Source organism: Frateuria sp. Soil773, from assembly GCF_001428405.1.
Classification (GTDB): Bacteria; Pseudomonadota; Gammaproteobacteria; order Xanthomonadales; family Rhodanobacteraceae; genus LMSL01.
In genome coordinates this window covers 43,302-59,255 of record NZ_LMSL01000003.1, presented here as the reverse complement: position 1 = coordinate 59,255, position 15,954 = coordinate 43,302, and the positions used below count along the sequence as shown (strand labels likewise).

Below are 15,954 nucleotides of genomic sequence, written 5' to 3'. Positions count from 1 at the left end.
AGGAATGCCTTCCGCCCGAAGCGACTCGAACGAGCCGCGCGCCGGCTCGACCCGGCCGCCTTCATACAGCCAGCCCGGGCGCGCACTCCCGAAACGCCGCGCGAGCACGCGCGATCCGGAACTTGATTCAATGGACTACAGGGGAATCAACATGGCTGACCTCCATACATTGCGGGCCAACACCAACGCCCGCCGCCGCCCCCTCGCGGCGGCGATCGCCGTCGCCACGTTATTGGGCGCCGCCTCCGCTCCCGCCAGTGCGCTGGAAAATCGCTGGCTGGGCACACATTCGACGTACTGGAACGATCCTGCCAACTGGTCCAGAGGCGTTTCGCCGGGCGGGGACCAGCAGGTAGTCGTCGACGCCATCTCGCCCAACCCGGCGCTGCTGGACAGCGGCAATTTCCTGATCGGCACCCTGCGCGTCGGTGACGCTGCCTCCGGCGCCGTTACGATGGACATGGGCGGCACGCTGCGGATCACCGCTTCCGACAATGACGGCATCGGCTTGTTGCTGGGCGCTTCCGCCGGCAGCCAGGGTGAGATGACGATCCATCGCGGCGGTACGGTGCTGACCGTCGACCAGACCACCCAGATCGGCGGTGCCGGCAACGGCACGCTGCGCCTGACGGGGGGAGCCACGGCCAACCTTGGCCTCGCCAACAGCTTCGCGGAGCTCTACCTCGGCATGGGTGCTTATACCGGTCCGGACGCCGGCGCAGGCAGCGGCACGGTAGTCGTCGACGGAGACGGATCGACCCTGAACTACGCCGGCGGCTTCAATGTGGCCAACGGCAGCCTCACGGTGAGCCAAGGCGGCCAGTTGGCGAGCCACGACCGGGGCGGCAGCTATACCTGGCTGGATATGATCGGTGTCGGCTGGGTAGCCAGCAGCCCCTCCAGCCAGTTCCCGGTGCAGGCCTTCGACGGCCATGGCGTGGTGACGATCACCGATGCGGGTTCGCGCTGGAACAGCGTCAACGGCCTGGGGATCGGCGATGGAGGAACGGGGCTGCTGTCGATCCTCAACGGCGCCACCGCCGGCTTCCAGGGATTCGTACAGGCCGGCTATACCCGGATGACCTACGACGTCGGCACTTCGACATCGGTGGCTGGCAGCAAGGAAGGCGACGGCGCCATCCTGGTATCCGGGCAAGGCTCGGCGCTCGCGGTGACGGCGGGTCGGACCGGCGACGGCAACCTGTCGATCGGCGGCAGCGGCAAAGGCAGCCTGGCCGTGGACGATCAAGGCGCCGTGGACGTCGCCGGCCAGCTCATTCTCGGCGACCAAGCCAAAGGCATCGCCACGGTTTCAGGCGGAGGCACCCTCACCATCCACGGCCATAATGCCGACGGCATCGGTTCGACACTGGGCTACGCCGCCGACAGCGAAGGCGGGCTGACCGTCGGCGGCGCCGGCTCGACCCTCGTCGTCGGCGCCGGTACGCAGGTGGGTCGCGGCGGCCACGGCTCGCTGGCGATCCAGCAGGGTGGCACGGCGAACCTCGGCCTGGACACCGCGCTAGCCGAAATCGTGGCGGGACTGGGCTATTACGGCTGGGGCGGCGCCGAGGTCGCCCAAGGCAGCGGTGCCATCGCGGTCGATGGCGCCGGCTCGACGCTGAACTACGCCGGCGGCCTGAACGTGCTCAACGGCACCCTGGCCGTCAGCGGCGGCGGACGGCTGGCAAGCCGCGTCCGCGCGGCGGACCAGGGAGCGTTCTGGCTCGACGTGCTCGGCTATGGCCTGCCGGCGGACGGCGCCACTTTCCCCGAGATGCGTGGCGCGGGCAAGGCGACGGTAGCGGGCGCGGGCTCGCAGTGGAGCAGCGTCAACGGTCTGCATGTCGGCGAGGGTGGCGACGGCTCGCTGGAGGTACTGGACGGCGGTACGGCATCCTTTCTCGGCGAAATGGTGCTCGGCGGCACGGCTGAACTGTACGACCTCAATCACCAGCCGATGGGCCTGACCCGCACCGGCTCCGGCAGCGTCCGCGTGGCGGGCGCCGGCTCGCGGTTGACGCTCGCGGCGGCGGACGACACTGCAATCTACCGGTCGGGCCAGTTGATCGTCGGCAGGGAAGGCGACGGCACATTGCAGGTGGACGATCATGGCGCCTTCGATGCGAGCGGGAGGCTCGTCCTGGGCGACCAGGCAAAAGGCATCGCCATGGTTTCGGCAGGTGGCACCCTGGCTGTCCACGGCAGCGATGCCGACGGCATCGGCGCACTGCTGGGCCACGCCGCCACCGGCGCGGGCTGGCTGACCGTCGATGGCACCGGCTCGGTGTTCACGGTGGATACCCGCATGCAGGTGGGCAGTGCCGGCCAGGGCGTCCTGACGATCCGCAACGGCGCCGGCGCGACTGTCGCCGGCGGCATCGACGTGGGGGCGCGGGGCTCCGTGATGATCGGCGGCCTGGACGCCCAGGGGCACCCTTTCCTGCCGGGTCTGCTGGATACGCCCTCGCTCGCGCTGGCCGCCTCGCCACAGGCGTATTCGCTGGTTTTCCAGCACGCGGAGGACGACTATAAGTTCACCCCTGCCATCACGGGCCACGGCAGCATCGACGTGGCCAGCGGCTTCACCATGCTCACCGGCGACAGCAGCGCGTTCGCCGGCCACGTGGACGTGCAGCAGGGCGCCACGCTGAGCGTCAACGGCAACCTGGGCGGCGATCTCGACGTCCTGCCCGGCGGCCGCCTGCAGGGAACGGGCACGGTCAACAACGTCACTGTCGACGGCACGCTGGCACCTGGCAATTCGCCCGGCACCCTGAACGTGGCAGGCGATCTGTGGATGCGCAGCGGGTCGATCTACGAAGCGCAGATCGACCCGGCGGCAGGCACCTCGGACAGCGTGCGCGTGGCGGGCAACGTCACTATCGAACCTGGCAGCAAGCTGGAAGTGCAGAACATCGGCAATCAGCCCCTGACCCCGGGCATGCAGATCGAGCTTTTGCAGGCCAGCGGCGACGTGCAGGGCCAGTTCGACAACGTCGAAGGCGAGATCACGGCATTCCTGGGATACGACGTCAGCTACCGGAACGGTCAGCTTGTGCTCGACCTCACGCGCAGCCCGGTTTCCTTCGCCAGCGTCGCCGGTACCCCGCAGGTACGGGCGCTGGGCGCCGCGCTGGACAGCGTGCCGGCAGGCGGCTCGCTGGGCCAGTTGCTGTATGGACAACTGAGCACCACCGAGCAGGCCGCGGCCACGTTCCAGCAGATGGCCGATACCCTGCACCCCGACCTGCGCCGTGTGATGCTGGACAACAGCCGGCTGACCCGCGACGCACTCGAACAGCGGCTGTGGAACGCCGACGCCGACACCCAGGCGACGACCTGGTGGGTCCATGCGCTAGGCGACTGGAACCGCACGAATGGCCCCGACGGCCTCGCGAACGTGCGTTCCGACAGCTCCGGCAGCCTGGTCGGCGTAGACGCGATGACCTCTGACGCCACGCGGCTGGGTATCGCCGCGGGTCTGGGCCGGACGTCCTATCGCGCACTCGGCCAGAATGCTTCCGCGCACACGAAGGATCGCCACCTGGCTCTCTACGGAAGCAGCACCACAGGCCACTTCGACATCGGCTATGGGTTGGGCTTAGGCTGGCACAGCGTGAGCACGCGTCGCAGCTATGCGGTCGGCACCGCCCCGCAGCAGTTGGTCAGCGACAGTAACGCGCGCACCGGGCAGGCATTCGTCGACGTCGGCTACCGCATGGGGGATGACGCCAACCGCAGGTCGGAGCCTTTCCTGGCCTTGGCGCACGTACGACTGCACAGCGGTGCCGCGCACGAACACGGTGCCGTCACGCGGCTGGATATCGCCCAGGACACCAGCAAGGCCACGTTCGGCACGGCAGGTTGGCGCTGGTCGGTTGCCACCGGCGCGGCGCGATGGTCCGGCATGCTGGGCTGGCGCCATGCCTTCAGCCTCGGCCGCGCCACCGCGCAAGAGCAATTCGCCGAGGGCGGCCAGGGATTCGCCATGCAAGGCTTGCCGATGCTGAGGAACGCGGCGCAGGTCGGGCTCGACGCCAGCTTCAAGGTCGGCAGGCACGCCCGCGCCTCGTTCGGCTACGAAGGCCTGTTCGCCGGCTCTTCACGCAGCCACGGCGCCAGAGCGCAGCTCGCCATCTCGTTCTGAATCTTCGCGCCGGGTTTCCCCGGGCGAGGGCCGGACGCCATCGCTCGGGGAAAGCAAGCAGCCGTCAATGCACCCAATGCCCGCTGCGCTGGCGCGGCGGGCCGTCGTGGTCGTCGCCGGCGGCGGGTGCCTGGGCGATGGCGTCCAGTTCGGCTTCGGTGGCCGGATGCTCGTCCCAGTACTGCGCCACCGCGGCGAGCACGGCGGATACCTGGGCCAGGCATTCGTCGTATTCCTCGTCGCTGAGCTTGTCGAAGTCGGTGTCGGCGGTGAGCACGCCCTCGTCCACCGCCAGCGCCATCACCGGGCCGAGCAGTTCCATCAGTTGCGGGTCGTCGGCGAGGCGCTTTTCCCAGAGCTGCGCGCGCAGGTCGATGCCGCGGCTGAAGCCCTCGCACCAGCCGGCCGCGGACAGCACCGGGCCGGTCTCGGTATCGACCTCGCCGAGGATCGGCTCGTAGGCGTCCACGTCCAGCTCCGCGCTGATCGAGTCGTTGAGCTTGGCCAGCAGGGCGAGCACGCGGTTGCCCTCGTCCTCGTCGCTGAACGGGTCGTGCAGCACTTCGGGCAGCCACTCGTCCGGCAGCACCTGCAGCGGCCCCACGGCGAGCGCCGAGAGCAGGCCGTGCACGCCGTCCAGCAGCAGGTGGCCGTCGTCGGCGTGGGCACGCAGGTAGCGGTCCAGTTCGTCCAGTTCGTTGTCGTCCAGCGAGCTGGGCCAGTCGGTCTTGGTGGTATTCATCGGCAGCCTGTGGGAATGGCGGTCGTCCGTGGAAAAAGGGGACCTAGATATCCAGATCCAGCGTTACCGGGGTGTGATCGGAGGGGCGCTCCCAGCGGCGCGGCGTGCGGTCGATCGCGGCGGCCTGCGCGGCCGGCTTCAGCGCGTCGGCGAGCAGGATCAGGTCGATGCGCAGGCCCATGTTGCGCCGGAACGCCGCCTGCCGGTAATCCCACCAGCTATAGTGCTCGCCGGCCGATTCGAACAGGCGGAAGCTGTCGTGCAGGCCCAGCTCGGTGATCGCCTTCAGCGCGGCGCGCTCCGGCGGCGAGCACAGGACGTCCTCGCCCCAGGCGACCGGGTCGTACACGTCGCGGTCGTCCGGCGCGATGTTGAAGTCGCCCAGCACCACCAGGTGCGGATGGCGCTCGCGCTCGCGCGCGAGGAACTCGCGCACCTTCGCCAGCCAGTCCAGCTTGTAGGCGTATTTCTCGTCGCCGACCGCCTTGCCGTTGACCACGTACAGGTCGACGATGCGCAGCCCGCCGACGGTGGCGGCGAGGATGCGCCGCTGCGGGTCGTCCAGCCCCGGGATGTCGGTGACCACGTCGTCGAAGCCGCCCGCGACGTCGGCATGCGCCAGGATCGCCACGCCGTTGTAGGTCTTCTGCCCGGAGAACACCGCGCGGTAGCCGGCGGCGGCGATCTCGTCCACCGGGAACTTGGCGTCCTCCAGCTTGGTTTCCTGCAGCGCCACGATGTCCGGCCGTGCCTCGGCCATCCACTGGGTCAGTTGGGGCAGGCGCACCTTCAGCGAGTTCACGTTCCAGGAGGCGATTTTCATCGGCGCATTGTAGGGCGACGGCACCGGATCGGCACGGCGCGGCGTCGCAGGATGGCGTCGCGGGCGCCCGGAGGCGACGCAGGCCAGCGGCGGCGGACGCCGTCGCGACGGACGCAGCGGTTCCTCCGGGATGCGCCGGCGGGATGCCGGCCTGGCGACGGCGGGTCGGCGCGAATGCGGGGCCGCTTCGCGCTCGGCGTTCCTTCCGTTCGCCCCGGCGCCGCCCGCAGGCGTCACGTTCGCAGCTGTGAGGACGTCGCGGGATTACCGCAGCGCGCGGCTCATGTGCTCGTAGCGATGCCCGGCCAGCACGCGCTCGCCGTCCACCGTGAAGCCCAGGCGGGCGTAGAGCCGCTTCACGCCGGGCTTGTCGAGATCCACCAGCAGGCCGGCGCGATCGAACCCGGCCGCCGCCGCGCGGGCGCAGGCGGCGTCGATCAGGCGCGCGGCGAGGCCCGCGCCGCGATGCCGCGGCGCCACCGCCAGGGCGTCGAGGTAGAACTCGCCCGGCGCGCTTTCCGGCTCGTGCCGGTGCGTCGCCGACGGCTCGCCCCGGCGGCGCGCGGCGAGCACGGGCGCGGCCAGCGCGGCCTCGTCGTCGCCCGGGTAGGCCAGGATCGCCGCGGCGATCTCGCCATCGCATTCCAGCACCAGCACGTGCTCGTGGCTGTAGCGGTTGCCGCGCGCCTCGAACAGCCGCGCGAAGAACGGCACCGCCTCCGCGTGCGCGGACACGCCGGCCAGTTGCAGCGCCAGGTGGTCGAGCGCCTCGACCAGCAGGGGCACCGCCTGCGCCGCATCGCCGATGCGGGCCGGCCGAACGACGCACGGGCTGGCGGCCGGCTTCATGCGCTCACGCATCCAGCCCGTAGCTGCGCAGCAGCGCGTCCGGCTCGGGCCGGCGGCCGCGGAAGGCGACGAAGCTCTCCAGCGCCGGGCGGCTGGCGCCGACCGAAAGCACTTCGCGGCGGAAGCGCTCGCCGGTGGCGCGGTCGATCACGCTGGCGCCGTTCGCCGCGGCGTCCTCGAACGCGCCGAACGCGTCGGCGCTGAGCAGCTCGGCCCACAGGTAGCTGTAGTAGCCGGCCGCGTAGCCGCCCGCGAAGATGTGGCTGAACGCATGCGGGAAGCGCTGCCACGCCGGCGGATGCAGCACGGCGACCTGCCGCCGCACGTTCTCCAGCACCGCCAGAGTGCGCGCGCCCTCGGCCGGGTCGTAGTCCAGGTGCAGGGTGAAGTCGAACAGCGCGAACTCGAGCTGGCGCACCAGGAACAGGCCGGCATGGAAGTGCCGCGCGGCGAGCATCCGCTCGAACAGCTCGTCCGGCAGCTTCTCGTCGGTCTGCCAGTGCCGCGCGAACAGGTCCAGCGCCTGCCGGTTCCAGCCGAAGTTCTCCATGAACTGGCTGGGCAGTTCCACCGCGTCCCACTCGACGCCCTCGATGCCGCCGATCGAGGGCAGCGCGATCTCGGTGAGCAGGTGGTGCAGGCCGTGGCCGAACTCGTGGAACAGGGTGAGCACGTCGTCGTGGGTGAGCAGGGCCGGCTTGCCCGCGGTGGGCGGCGCGAAGTTGCAGGTGAGGAAGGCCACCGGCAATTGCCGCTGCCCGCCGTCGTCGAAGCGCGCGCGGCAAACGTCCATCCACGCGCCGCCGCGCTTGCCGTTGCGCGCGTACAGGTCGACGTAGGCGCCGGCGAACACGCGGCCGTCGGCATCGCGCACGTCGTAGTAGCGCACGTCCGGATGCCACACGTCGACGCCGTCGCGCGCGGCGAGGGTGATGCCGTAGAGCCGGCTGGTGATCGCGAACAGGCCGTCGATCACCGCGGGCAGCGGGAAGTAGGACTTGAGCTGCTCCTCGTCCAGCGCGTACCGCTGCTGGCGCAGTTTCTCGGCGGCGTAGCCGACGTCCCAGGGTTCGAGGTTGTCCAGCTTCAGTTCCTGCTGGGCGAACGCGCGCAGCTCGGCCAGCTCGCGCTGCGCCACCGGCCGGGCGCGCTTCGCCAGATCGTGCAGGAACTCCATCACCTCGGTCGGCGAGACGGCCATCTTGGTCGCCAGCGATTCCTCCGCCGCGTTGGCGAAGCCGAGCAGCCGCGCCGCCTCGTGGCGCAGCGCCATGATCTGCTCGATGCGCGCGCCGTTGTCGTACTTGCCGGCGTCGGGCCCCTGGTCGGAGGCGCGGGTCTGGTAGGCCCAGTACACGCGCTCGCGCAGGCCGCGGTTGCCGGCGTAGGTGAGCACCGCCTGCACGCTGGGCTGCTTCAGGGTGACCAGGAAGCCGTCCAGTTCCTGGTCCTCGGCATACTGGCGCAGCACCGCACGGCCGGATTCGGGAATGCCGGCGAGGTCGCGCTCGTCGGTGACGTGCTCGTGCCACGCCTCGCTGGCGTCCAGCACGGCGTTGGAGAATTCGGTGGAAAGCTTCGACAGCGCCACGCCGATCTCGCGGAAGCGGCTGCGCGCCGGTTCCTCCAGCGCCACGCCGGACAGCCGGAAATCGCGCAGCGCATGCCCGACCAGGGCGCGCTCGGGACGCGGCAGGGCGGCGAAGCCGGGCGCGTCGGCCAGCGCCTGCACGGCGGCGTACAGGTCGCGGTTCTGGCCCAGCTCGATCGCGTGCTCGGTGAGCTTTTCCTCGGCCGGGCCGTAGACCGCGCGCAGCGCCTCGCTGTCGGCGACCGCGTGCAGGTGGCCCACCGGCGCCCAGGCGCGCGCCAGGCGCTGCTCCAGCCGCTCCTGGGTCAGCATCACCGTGGCGAAATCGCGCGGCGCATCCGGCGCGGTGAGGGCGTCGATGCCGGCGCGGTAGTCGTCGAGGATCGCGTCGATCGCCGGGGCGACGTGCTCGGGACGGATCCGCGAGAACGCCGGCAGGGCGTCGTCGGCCAGCAGCGGGTTGGTGTCGTGACTCATGCGGGGCTCCTTGGAGGCCGCCAGCGTGGCGAGCGGCCGCGGCGAAATCAAGCTGTGCGGCGTGACGGCGTTTGGTGCCGCATTGTCACCAAACGCGTCGTACCATCGGCGCGTGAGCGTCCCCGACATCGTCAGCCTGCTGGCCCGCAATCCCCTGTTCGCGATGCTCGACCGCGCGGCGCTCGAAGGCCTGTCGGCGCAGCTTGGCTGGTTCTGCCTGCCCGGCGGGCGGCCGCTGTTCGAGCCGGGCGAACCGGCCGACGCGCTGTACCTGCTCAAGAGCGGCAGCCTGGGCGTGTTCGCCGGCGACGACGGCGCGCATCCCGGCGAACCGCTGCACCTGGTCACCGCCGGCGAGTGCGTGGGCGAGATCAGCCTGCTCGGCGGCAGCGCGCGCAACCGCGGCGTGCGCGCGCTGCGCGACTCCGAGCTGCTGCGGCTGGACCGCGCCGCCTTCGAGGCGCTGGTCGGCCGCTACCCGCAGGCCATGCTGGGGATCACCCGGACGGCGCTGGCGCGGTTGCTGCAGCGCGAGCGCGAACACGAACCGCCGGGCAATCCACGCACCTTCGCGCTGCTGCCGGTGGACGCCAGCGTGCCGGCACGCGCGCTGGCGATGCGGCTGGCCAAAGCCCTGGAGCCGTACGGCAGTTGCGCGGTGATCGATGCCGGGCACGGCGCCGGGCGCGGCAGCGACTGGTTCGCCGAGCGCGAGGCGCAGCGGCATTTCGTGATCTACCTGGACGCCGATAGCGACCCGGCCTGGCGCCAGCGCTGCCTGCGGCAGGCCGACGTGCTGCTGCTGCCGGCGCAGGCGGCCCAGCCGGCGCGGCCGTGGCCGGAGGTGGCGCCGCACCGGCCCGAGCTGGCCCGGCACCGGCCGCGGCACCTGTTGCTGCTGCATGCCGGCCATGGCGCCAGCCTCGGCGCGGCGCAACGCTGGCGCGCGCAGTTCGAGGGCGAGCTGCGCCACCACCACCTCTGCAACGACGCCGACATCGAGCGGCTGGCGCGGCTGATCGGCGGCCACGGCCGCGGCCTGGTGCTGGCCGGCGGCGGCGCGCGCGGGCTGGCGCACCTGGGCGCGCTGCGCGCGCTGCACGAGGCCGGCCGCGTGTTCGACGCGGTCGGCGGCACCAGCATCGGCGCGATCATCGGCGCCGGCGTCGCCGCCGGCTGGTCGACGGACGAAGTGGCCGAGCGCTGCGTGCGCGCCTTCGTCGCCGGCCGGCCGCTGTCGGACTGGACCCTGCCGCTGGTGGCGCTGACCCGCGGCCACCGCGCCGCGCTGATGCTGCGCCGCGCGTTCGGCGCGCTGGACATCGAGGACCTGCGGCTGCCGTTCTTCTGCGTCTCCACCAGCCTGTCCGGCGACGGCATGATGGTGCACCGGCACGGCCCGCTATGGCTGTGGCTGCGCGCCTCCAGCGCGATCCCGGGCGTGCTGCCGCCGGTGCTGCACCACGGCCACGTGTTCATCGACGGCGCCCTGATGAACAACCTGCCCACCGACGTGATGGCGGCCGACGGCATCGCGCACCTCACCGCGCTGGACGTGCGCGCCGACATCATCCTGCAGGCCGGCGTGGAGGAGTTCGCCACGCCGCCCTTGTGGCGGCTGCTGTGGCAGCGCCGCCACGACGTCCACCGGCCGGGCCTGGTGTCCACCCTGGTGCGCGCGGCGATGGTCAACAGCGAGGACGCCAGCGCCGAGCGCCGCGCCCGCGCCGACCTGCTGCTGACGCCGCCGCTGGAGCATATCGGCGTGCTCGACTGGAAGGACTGGCGCCGCGCGGTGGACGCCGGCTACCGGCACGCGCTCGAGGTGCTGGAGGCACAGGCGCGCACCGGCGCGTAGCGGCCGCTCCCGCATGGAAGTTCGCCGGCCGCGGCGCCCGCGGCTACCATGCGCGGATGAACCACCTACGCAGCTACAAGGGCATCGCGCCGCGTCTCGGCCAGCGCGTCTACGTCGATCCGGCCGCCAGCGTGATCGGCGACGTGGTGCTGGGCGACGACGTCTCGATCTGGCCCGGCGCGGTGCTGCGCGGCGACGTCAACCGCATCCGCGTCGGCGCCCGCACCAACATCCAGGACGGCAGCATCGTGCACGTCGCGCACGACGGCCCGTACTCGATCGGCGGCTATCCCTGCCTGATCGGCGAGGGCGTCACCGTAGGCCACGCCGCGGTGGTGCATGCCTGCACCATCGAGGACTACTGCCTGATCGGCATGCACGCCTGCGTGCTCGACGGCGCGGTGGTGAAGAAGTACGGCTTCGTCGGCGCCGGCGCGGTGGTGCCGCCGGGCAAGACGGTGGGCAAGCGCGAGCTGTGGCTGGGCAACCCGGCGAAGTTCGTGCGCCTGCTCAGCGAGGCGCAGGTCGAGCAGTTGCGCTATTCGGCCGACCACTACGTGCGGCTGAAGAACGACTATCTCGACCCGGCTTGAGAGCCTGTTCAAGGTCTCCCTGTCGAACCGGAATCCCCTCATGCTCGCCATTCGTCATTCCTGCGAGGCGCTTTTCAACAGCCGCAGGGCTGGTCATCCAGCGACTTTCCCTTTCTCCAAAACCCAAAGGCACTGGATCCCAGCTTCCGCTGGGATGACGCTTCGTGGGGCATAACCGGGAGATTTTGAACAGTCTCTGAGAAGGCACGCCAACGGCACCTCGCCGCGTGCCGTTCCTGTGCAGCCAGCAATGCGCCAGCGCAACCCCGCCGCCGAACGCGTGCTCGCGGCAATGGCCTGGAGACGGATCCGGCCGGGCTCGCCGGCTCGGCCGACACGTCGCTGCCGGCCGAGCGACTGGACCGGGCCGAGCTGATCCTGGCGATGGAAACCCCGCATCGCCGCCGACTTGCTGGCGCGCCATCGCGAGCGGCTGCGCGGCAAGCGCATCGCGGTGCTCGGCATTCCCGACGACTACGGCTGCATGCAGCCCGGGCTGGTCGCCCTGCTGCGGAAGAAGGCCGGGCCGCTGCCGCGCCGGACAGCAACGGCCTCAGCGCGCCGCCGCGGCCGCCTGCGCCTGGATGATCGCGGCGCGTTCCTCGTCCTGGCGGATCACGATCTGGCGCTGGGCGTCGAGCTTGCCGCCGAGCAGCGACAGGGTGAAGTTGGTGCTGTCGAACTCGCGCAGCAGGCGCAGCTCGCGCTGCGCCTCGTCCAGTTCGAGCGCATTGATCGCGCGCTCCACCTCGGCCGTGGCGGCGGGGAACAGCTGGCGCAGGGCGTCCTGCACGGGCCGGTTGTCCGGTTCCAGTTGCAGCACGCTCAGGTAGAACTCGTAGGCGTTGCTGCCGGCCGGCGCCACCAGGCGCTTCTCCCGCACCGCCGTGCCGGCTAGGCCGAGCAGGATGGCGACGCCTCCGCTGTCGTCGTCGGCCGGCGCCGCCACCGCGGCTTCCGCGGCGGACGCGTGCCGGCGCAGGCCGACCGCGCCGCCGGCGGCCAGCAGTGCCGCCAGCAGCAGGCCGGCGAGGGCGGAAGCGCGCCGGGCGGACACGGCGGGACGGGATCGGGGCATGGCGTCGCTACGGGAGGAAGGTGGCCGCCCGTGCGTCTGGGGAATGCCGGGCGAGGCCGCCAACGTAGCGCCGGCGTATGTCAGGCCGGTGACGGCCGGGGTGGCTGCCGCCGCCCCGGCGCGGAGGTTCAGTAGCGCTCGCGCAGCGTGCGGTACACCGGCTCGGTGTCCGGGCGATGGCCGTGCCACAGCTCGAACGCATCGGCAGCGGTTTCCACCAGCATGCCGAGGCCGTCGAAGGCGTAGCGCGCGCCGGCGGCCTTCGCCCAGGCGAGGAAGCCGGCGGCGGCGGCGCCGTAGGACAGGTCGTAGCAGAGCGCGCGCGCGCCGGCGAGCGCGAACGGCAGGTCGAGCGCGCTGCCCAGCACGCCGGCCGAAGTGGCGTTGACGATCAGGTCGTAGCTGCCGATGTCGGCCAGGTCTTCCCAGTAGCGCGTATGCGCGCGCGCCGGCTCGCCGATCGCGTCGGCCAGCGCATCGGCCGCGGCGGGCGAGCGGTTGACGATGGTCAGCGTCTCCACCCCGGCGTCGAGCAGGTTCCACGCCACGCCGCGGGCGGCGCCGCCGGCACCCAGCAGCAGCGCGGTGTGGCCGCGCAGGTCCACCCGGTGCCGCTCGGTGAGGTCGCGCACCATGCCGGTGCCGTCGGTGTTGTGCGCGGCCAGCCGGCCGTCGGGCAGGCGGGTCAGCACGTTGGCGGTGCCGGCGCGCTGCGCCGCCTCGCTGCGCCGGTCGGCGAGCGCGAACGCGGCGGCCTTGTGCGGCAGGGTGACGTTGGCGCCGTGGCCGCCGTCGGCGAAGAAATCCCGGACCGCTCCGGCGAAGGCCGCCGGCGCGGCATCGATCGCGCGGTAGCCCAGGGCGATGCCGAACTGCTGCGCGAAGGCCTGGTGGATCTGCGGCGACAGCGAGTGGCCGATCGGATGGCCGAACACGGCATAACGGGAAGGTTCGCTCATTGCGGGCTCCAGCGGGGGTTGGCGCATTGTAGTGGTCGCAGCCGCTGAGACGGCCAGCCGCGACGCTGGCCTCCCGCCCATTTCGGAGTCTCACCGCCATGGCCACCCTTTCCCGCGACCTGTTCCACTGGCTCGCGCTCGCCGCGGGCGGCTGGCTGCTGCTCGGCGGCTTCCTGCTGGCGCTGACGCCCCTGCCCGTCCACACCGAGCGGCTGGGCTGGTCGCCGCTGTTCTGGCTGCTGGTCGCACCGCTCAGCCTGCTGGCCGGCATGCAGTTGCGCCGCGCGGCGCCGACGCGCCCGGGCTGACGCCGGCCGGCATCAACCGGCGCTTGCCTGCCCCCATGCTTGTGCTGCAAGCTCGGCTGGCTTGTCAGCTCTTGCACAGCGCTCTGCCGGGGGAAGGCCGCAGCAACAATGATGGCGCTGACCTACAACGCCTGGCTGGTCGGGGGATCGATCGCGCTGGCCGCGTTCGACGCCTATGTCGCCTTCAGCGTGGTCGGCCGCATCGCCCGGACGCGCGGGCCCGCCGCCCTGCTGTGGACCGTCGCCGGCGCGTTGGCGACGGGCTCGGGCGTATGGGCGATGCACTTCACCGGCCTGCTGGCGGCCAGGACGGGCACGCCGCTGGGCTACGGCATCGGCCTGACCCTGCTGTCGATGCTGCCGATCGTGCTGGCCGCCGCCGCCGTGCTTTGGCTGGTGGCCCGCCACACCCGCGCCGCGCCCGCGATCTGGCTGCCCGGCGCGGTGCTCGGCGCCGGCCTCGCCGGCATGCACTGCCTGGGGTTGCTGGCGCTGCGCATGCAGCCGGGGTTCGCATGGAACGGCCGGCTGGCGACGCTGGCGCTGCTGCTGGGTATGCTCGGCCCGGTTGCCGGCCTGTGGCTCAACGCCCGGTCCCGGCGCGGCCGGCGGCCGTCGTCCCGGCTGTGGGCGGTCGGCCTGATCGGCGGCGGCATCGCCGCCGCGCACTACCTCGGCACCGCCGCCGCCGGCCTGCCCGACGGCGCGGTCAGCCTGGCCGCGTTCAGTGGCCTGCACGGGTCGGCGCTCGGCCTGGCCGTCAGCCTCGCCTCCGGCCTGCTGCTGCTGCTCACCCTCTGCGCGAGCCTGGCGCACCGGCGGATGGAGCGCCATGCCGACGACATCCACCGCGAGCTGCGCGCGGCGCGCGACGCGCTGGCCCACCAGGCCTTCCACGACGCGCTGACCCGGCTGCCGAACCGCGCCAACGTGCTCGACCTGCTGCAGCGGCTGCTGCCGCAGGCGCAGCGCGAGCGGTTCGAGGTGGCGGTGATGTTCATCGACCTGGACGGCTTCAAGTCGATCAACGACACCCTCGGCCACGAGGCGGGCGACCAGTTCCTGCGCTCGGTCGCCTCGGCGCTGTGCGCGGCGGTGCGCCCGCGCGACACGGTGGCGCGCTTCGGCGGCGACGAGTTCGTGATCGTGCTGGAGCGCTACCGCAGCGAGGCCAACCTGATCATCATCTGCGAGAAGATCCTCGCCCTGGTGGGGCGGCCGGTGCAGGTGGCCGAGCACAACGTCACCGCCACGCCGAGCATCGGCGTGGCGATGTTCCCGCGCGACGGCGAGGACGCCGCCAGCCTGCTGCGCCACGCCGACCTGGCGATGTACGCGGCGAAGGAGCAGGGCAAGGCCGGCTACTGCTTCTACCAGCAGCGGATGACCGAGGAGGCGCGGCACCGGCTGGTGCTGTCGGCGGAGCTACGCGAGGCCCTGCAGCACGGCGAGATCCTGGTGCACTACCAGCCCAAGGTCGACCTGCGCACGCGCCGGCTGGTCGGGCTGGAGGCACTCGCGCGCTGGGCGCATCCGCAGCGCGGCCTGCTGCTGCCCAAGAGCTTCGTGCCGCTGGCCGAGACCAGCGGCCTGATCGCGCGGCTCGGCTCGGTGATCCTGCGCCAGGTGGTGCAGCAGATCACCCAGTGGCGGGCGCAGGCGCTGCCGCTGGTGCCGGTGGCGATCAACGTGTCGCCGCAGGAGATCCAGGACAGCCACTTCGCCGAGAGCCTGCTGCGCACGATGGCCGCGCTCGACCTGCCGCACGAGGCGATCGAGTTCGAGATCACCGAATCAGCGGCGATGAAGAACGCCGAGCACACCCTGCGCCAGTTGCGCCAACTGGAGACGCTGGGCTTCCACATGGCGATCGACGACTTCGGCACCGGCTTCTCCAGCCTCAGCCACCTGCGCCACCTGCCGGCGCGGTCGATCAAGATCGACCAGTCGTTCGTGCAGGGCGCCGGCCTCAGCCAGGAGGACCGCGACATCACCGAGGCGATCATCGCGCTGGCCCGGCGGCTGCGGCTGCAGACGATCGCCGAGGGCATCGAGACCGAGGAGCAGGTCGAATGGCTGCAGCGGGCCGGCTGCGACGTCGGCCAGGGCTACCTGTTCATGCCGCCGCTGCCGCCGGAGCGGGTGCCGGCGCTGCTGGCCGGCGAGTTCGTGTCCGCCGCCGAAGACGTGCGCTAGCTGTGATGTTTCAAGAGGTTGTTTCGCCGCGCCACAACCGATGGTGTAGATGAGAGCCTGTCAAAATCTCCCTGTCGGACTGGAATCCCTTCATGTTCCCCTGCTCGTCATTCCTGCGGCTTTCAAGCAGGACAAAAGCGAGCCTTGCGAGCGTTGAACAGCCGAAGGCTGGCCCCGAAGGGGCGAGCGCAGCGAGTCATCCAGCGACTTTCTTCCCCCAAAACCTAAAGGCACTGGATCCCAGCTTTCGCTGGGATGACGTTTCATAGGAATGCCCAGGGGATTTTGAACAACTTCTGAGGCCAGGGCCCAGAAGCTTGCCCTTCGCAC

Annotated in this window: 11 protein-coding genes; 5 read left to right on the top strand and 6 right to left on the bottom strand. The window is 71.5% G+C overall.

What is annotated here, in order from left to right; genetic code table 11:
• Positions 1-151: 151 nt before the first annotated feature.
• Positions 152-4,150 (top strand): autotransporter domain-containing protein, encoded by a 3,999-nt coding sequence (locus tag ASG87_RS02700; protein ID WP_162258302.1) that lies wholly within the window; start codon positions 152-154, stop codon positions 4,148-4,150.
• Positions 4,151-4,214: 64 nt separating this feature from the next.
• On the opposite strand, the gene ASG87_RS02695 is transcribed toward ASG87_RS02700, so the two are convergent.
• The 4 genes from ASG87_RS02695 to ASG87_RS02680 form a co-directional block, all read right to left on the bottom strand.
• The gene (locus ASG87_RS02695; protein WP_056000444.1) at positions 4,215-4,892 is read right to left on the bottom strand and encodes a YecA family protein; all 678 of its coding nucleotides are present in this window, start codon (positions 4,890-4,892) and stop codon (positions 4,215-4,217) included.
• Between the two features lie 43 nt (positions 4,893-4,935).
• A complete protein-coding gene (gene xth / locus ASG87_RS02690; protein ID WP_056000512.1) occupies positions 4,936-5,715 on the bottom strand; it encodes an exodeoxyribonuclease III in 780 nt (259 codons plus the stop codon).
• A 264-nt stretch (positions 5,716-5,979) separates the two neighbouring features.
• Positions 5,980-6,564, bottom strand: coding sequence for a GNAT family N-acetyltransferase (locus ASG87_RS02685; RefSeq protein ID WP_056000442.1), 585 nt, complete (start codon positions 6,562-6,564; stop codon positions 5,980-5,982).
• Between the two features lie 4 nt (positions 6,565-6,568).
• On the bottom strand, positions 6,569-8,632 hold the full coding sequence (locus tag ASG87_RS02680; protein ID WP_056000509.1) for a M3 family metallopeptidase: 2,064 nt from the start codon (positions 8,630-8,632) through the stop codon (positions 6,569-6,571).
• A 112-nt stretch (positions 8,633-8,744) separates the two neighbouring features.
• Here ASG87_RS02680 and ASG87_RS02675 point away from each other — a divergent pair, with 112 nt between their 5' ends.
• Both ASG87_RS02675 and ASG87_RS02670 read left to right on the top strand, forming a co-directional pair.
• Positions 8,745-10,490 carry a patatin-like phospholipase family protein gene (locus ASG87_RS02675; protein ID WP_056000439.1) on the top strand — a complete coding sequence of 582 codons (1,746 nt, stop codon included), beginning with the start codon at positions 8,745-8,747 and terminating at the stop codon, positions 10,488-10,490.
• Positions 10,491-10,546: 56 nt separating this feature from the next.
• A complete protein-coding gene (locus ASG87_RS02670; RefSeq protein WP_056000436.1) occupies positions 10,547-11,083 on the top strand; it encodes a gamma carbonic anhydrase family protein in 537 nt (178 codons plus the stop codon).
• A 553-nt stretch (positions 11,084-11,636) separates the two neighbouring features.
• Here the strand turns inward: ASG87_RS02670 and ASG87_RS02665 are convergent.
• Positions 11,637-12,161: a hypothetical protein gene (locus ASG87_RS02665; RefSeq protein ID WP_056000433.1), complete on the bottom strand. Its 525-nt coding sequence runs from the start codon at positions 12,159-12,161 to the stop codon at positions 11,637-11,639.
• Positions 12,162-12,289: 128 nt separating this feature from the next.
• Positions 12,290-13,120, bottom strand: coding sequence for a shikimate dehydrogenase (aroE, locus tag ASG87_RS02660; protein WP_056000430.1), 831 nt, complete (start codon positions 13,118-13,120; stop codon positions 12,290-12,292).
• A 98-nt stretch (positions 13,121-13,218) separates the two neighbouring features.
• On the opposite strand from aroE, the gene ASG87_RS02655 reads away from it, so the two are divergent.
• The gene (locus tag ASG87_RS02655; RefSeq protein ID WP_056000426.1) at positions 13,219-13,428 is read left to right on the top strand and encodes a hypothetical protein; all 210 of its coding nucleotides are present in this window, start codon (positions 13,219-13,221) and stop codon (positions 13,426-13,428) included.
• Between the two features lie 111 nt (positions 13,429-13,539).
• The gene (locus tag ASG87_RS02650; protein WP_162258301.1) at positions 13,540-15,624 is read left to right on the top strand and encodes an EAL domain-containing protein; all 2,085 of its coding nucleotides are present in this window, start codon (positions 13,540-13,542) and stop codon (positions 15,622-15,624) included.
• The last annotated feature ends 330 nt before the right edge of the window (positions 15,625-15,954 follow it).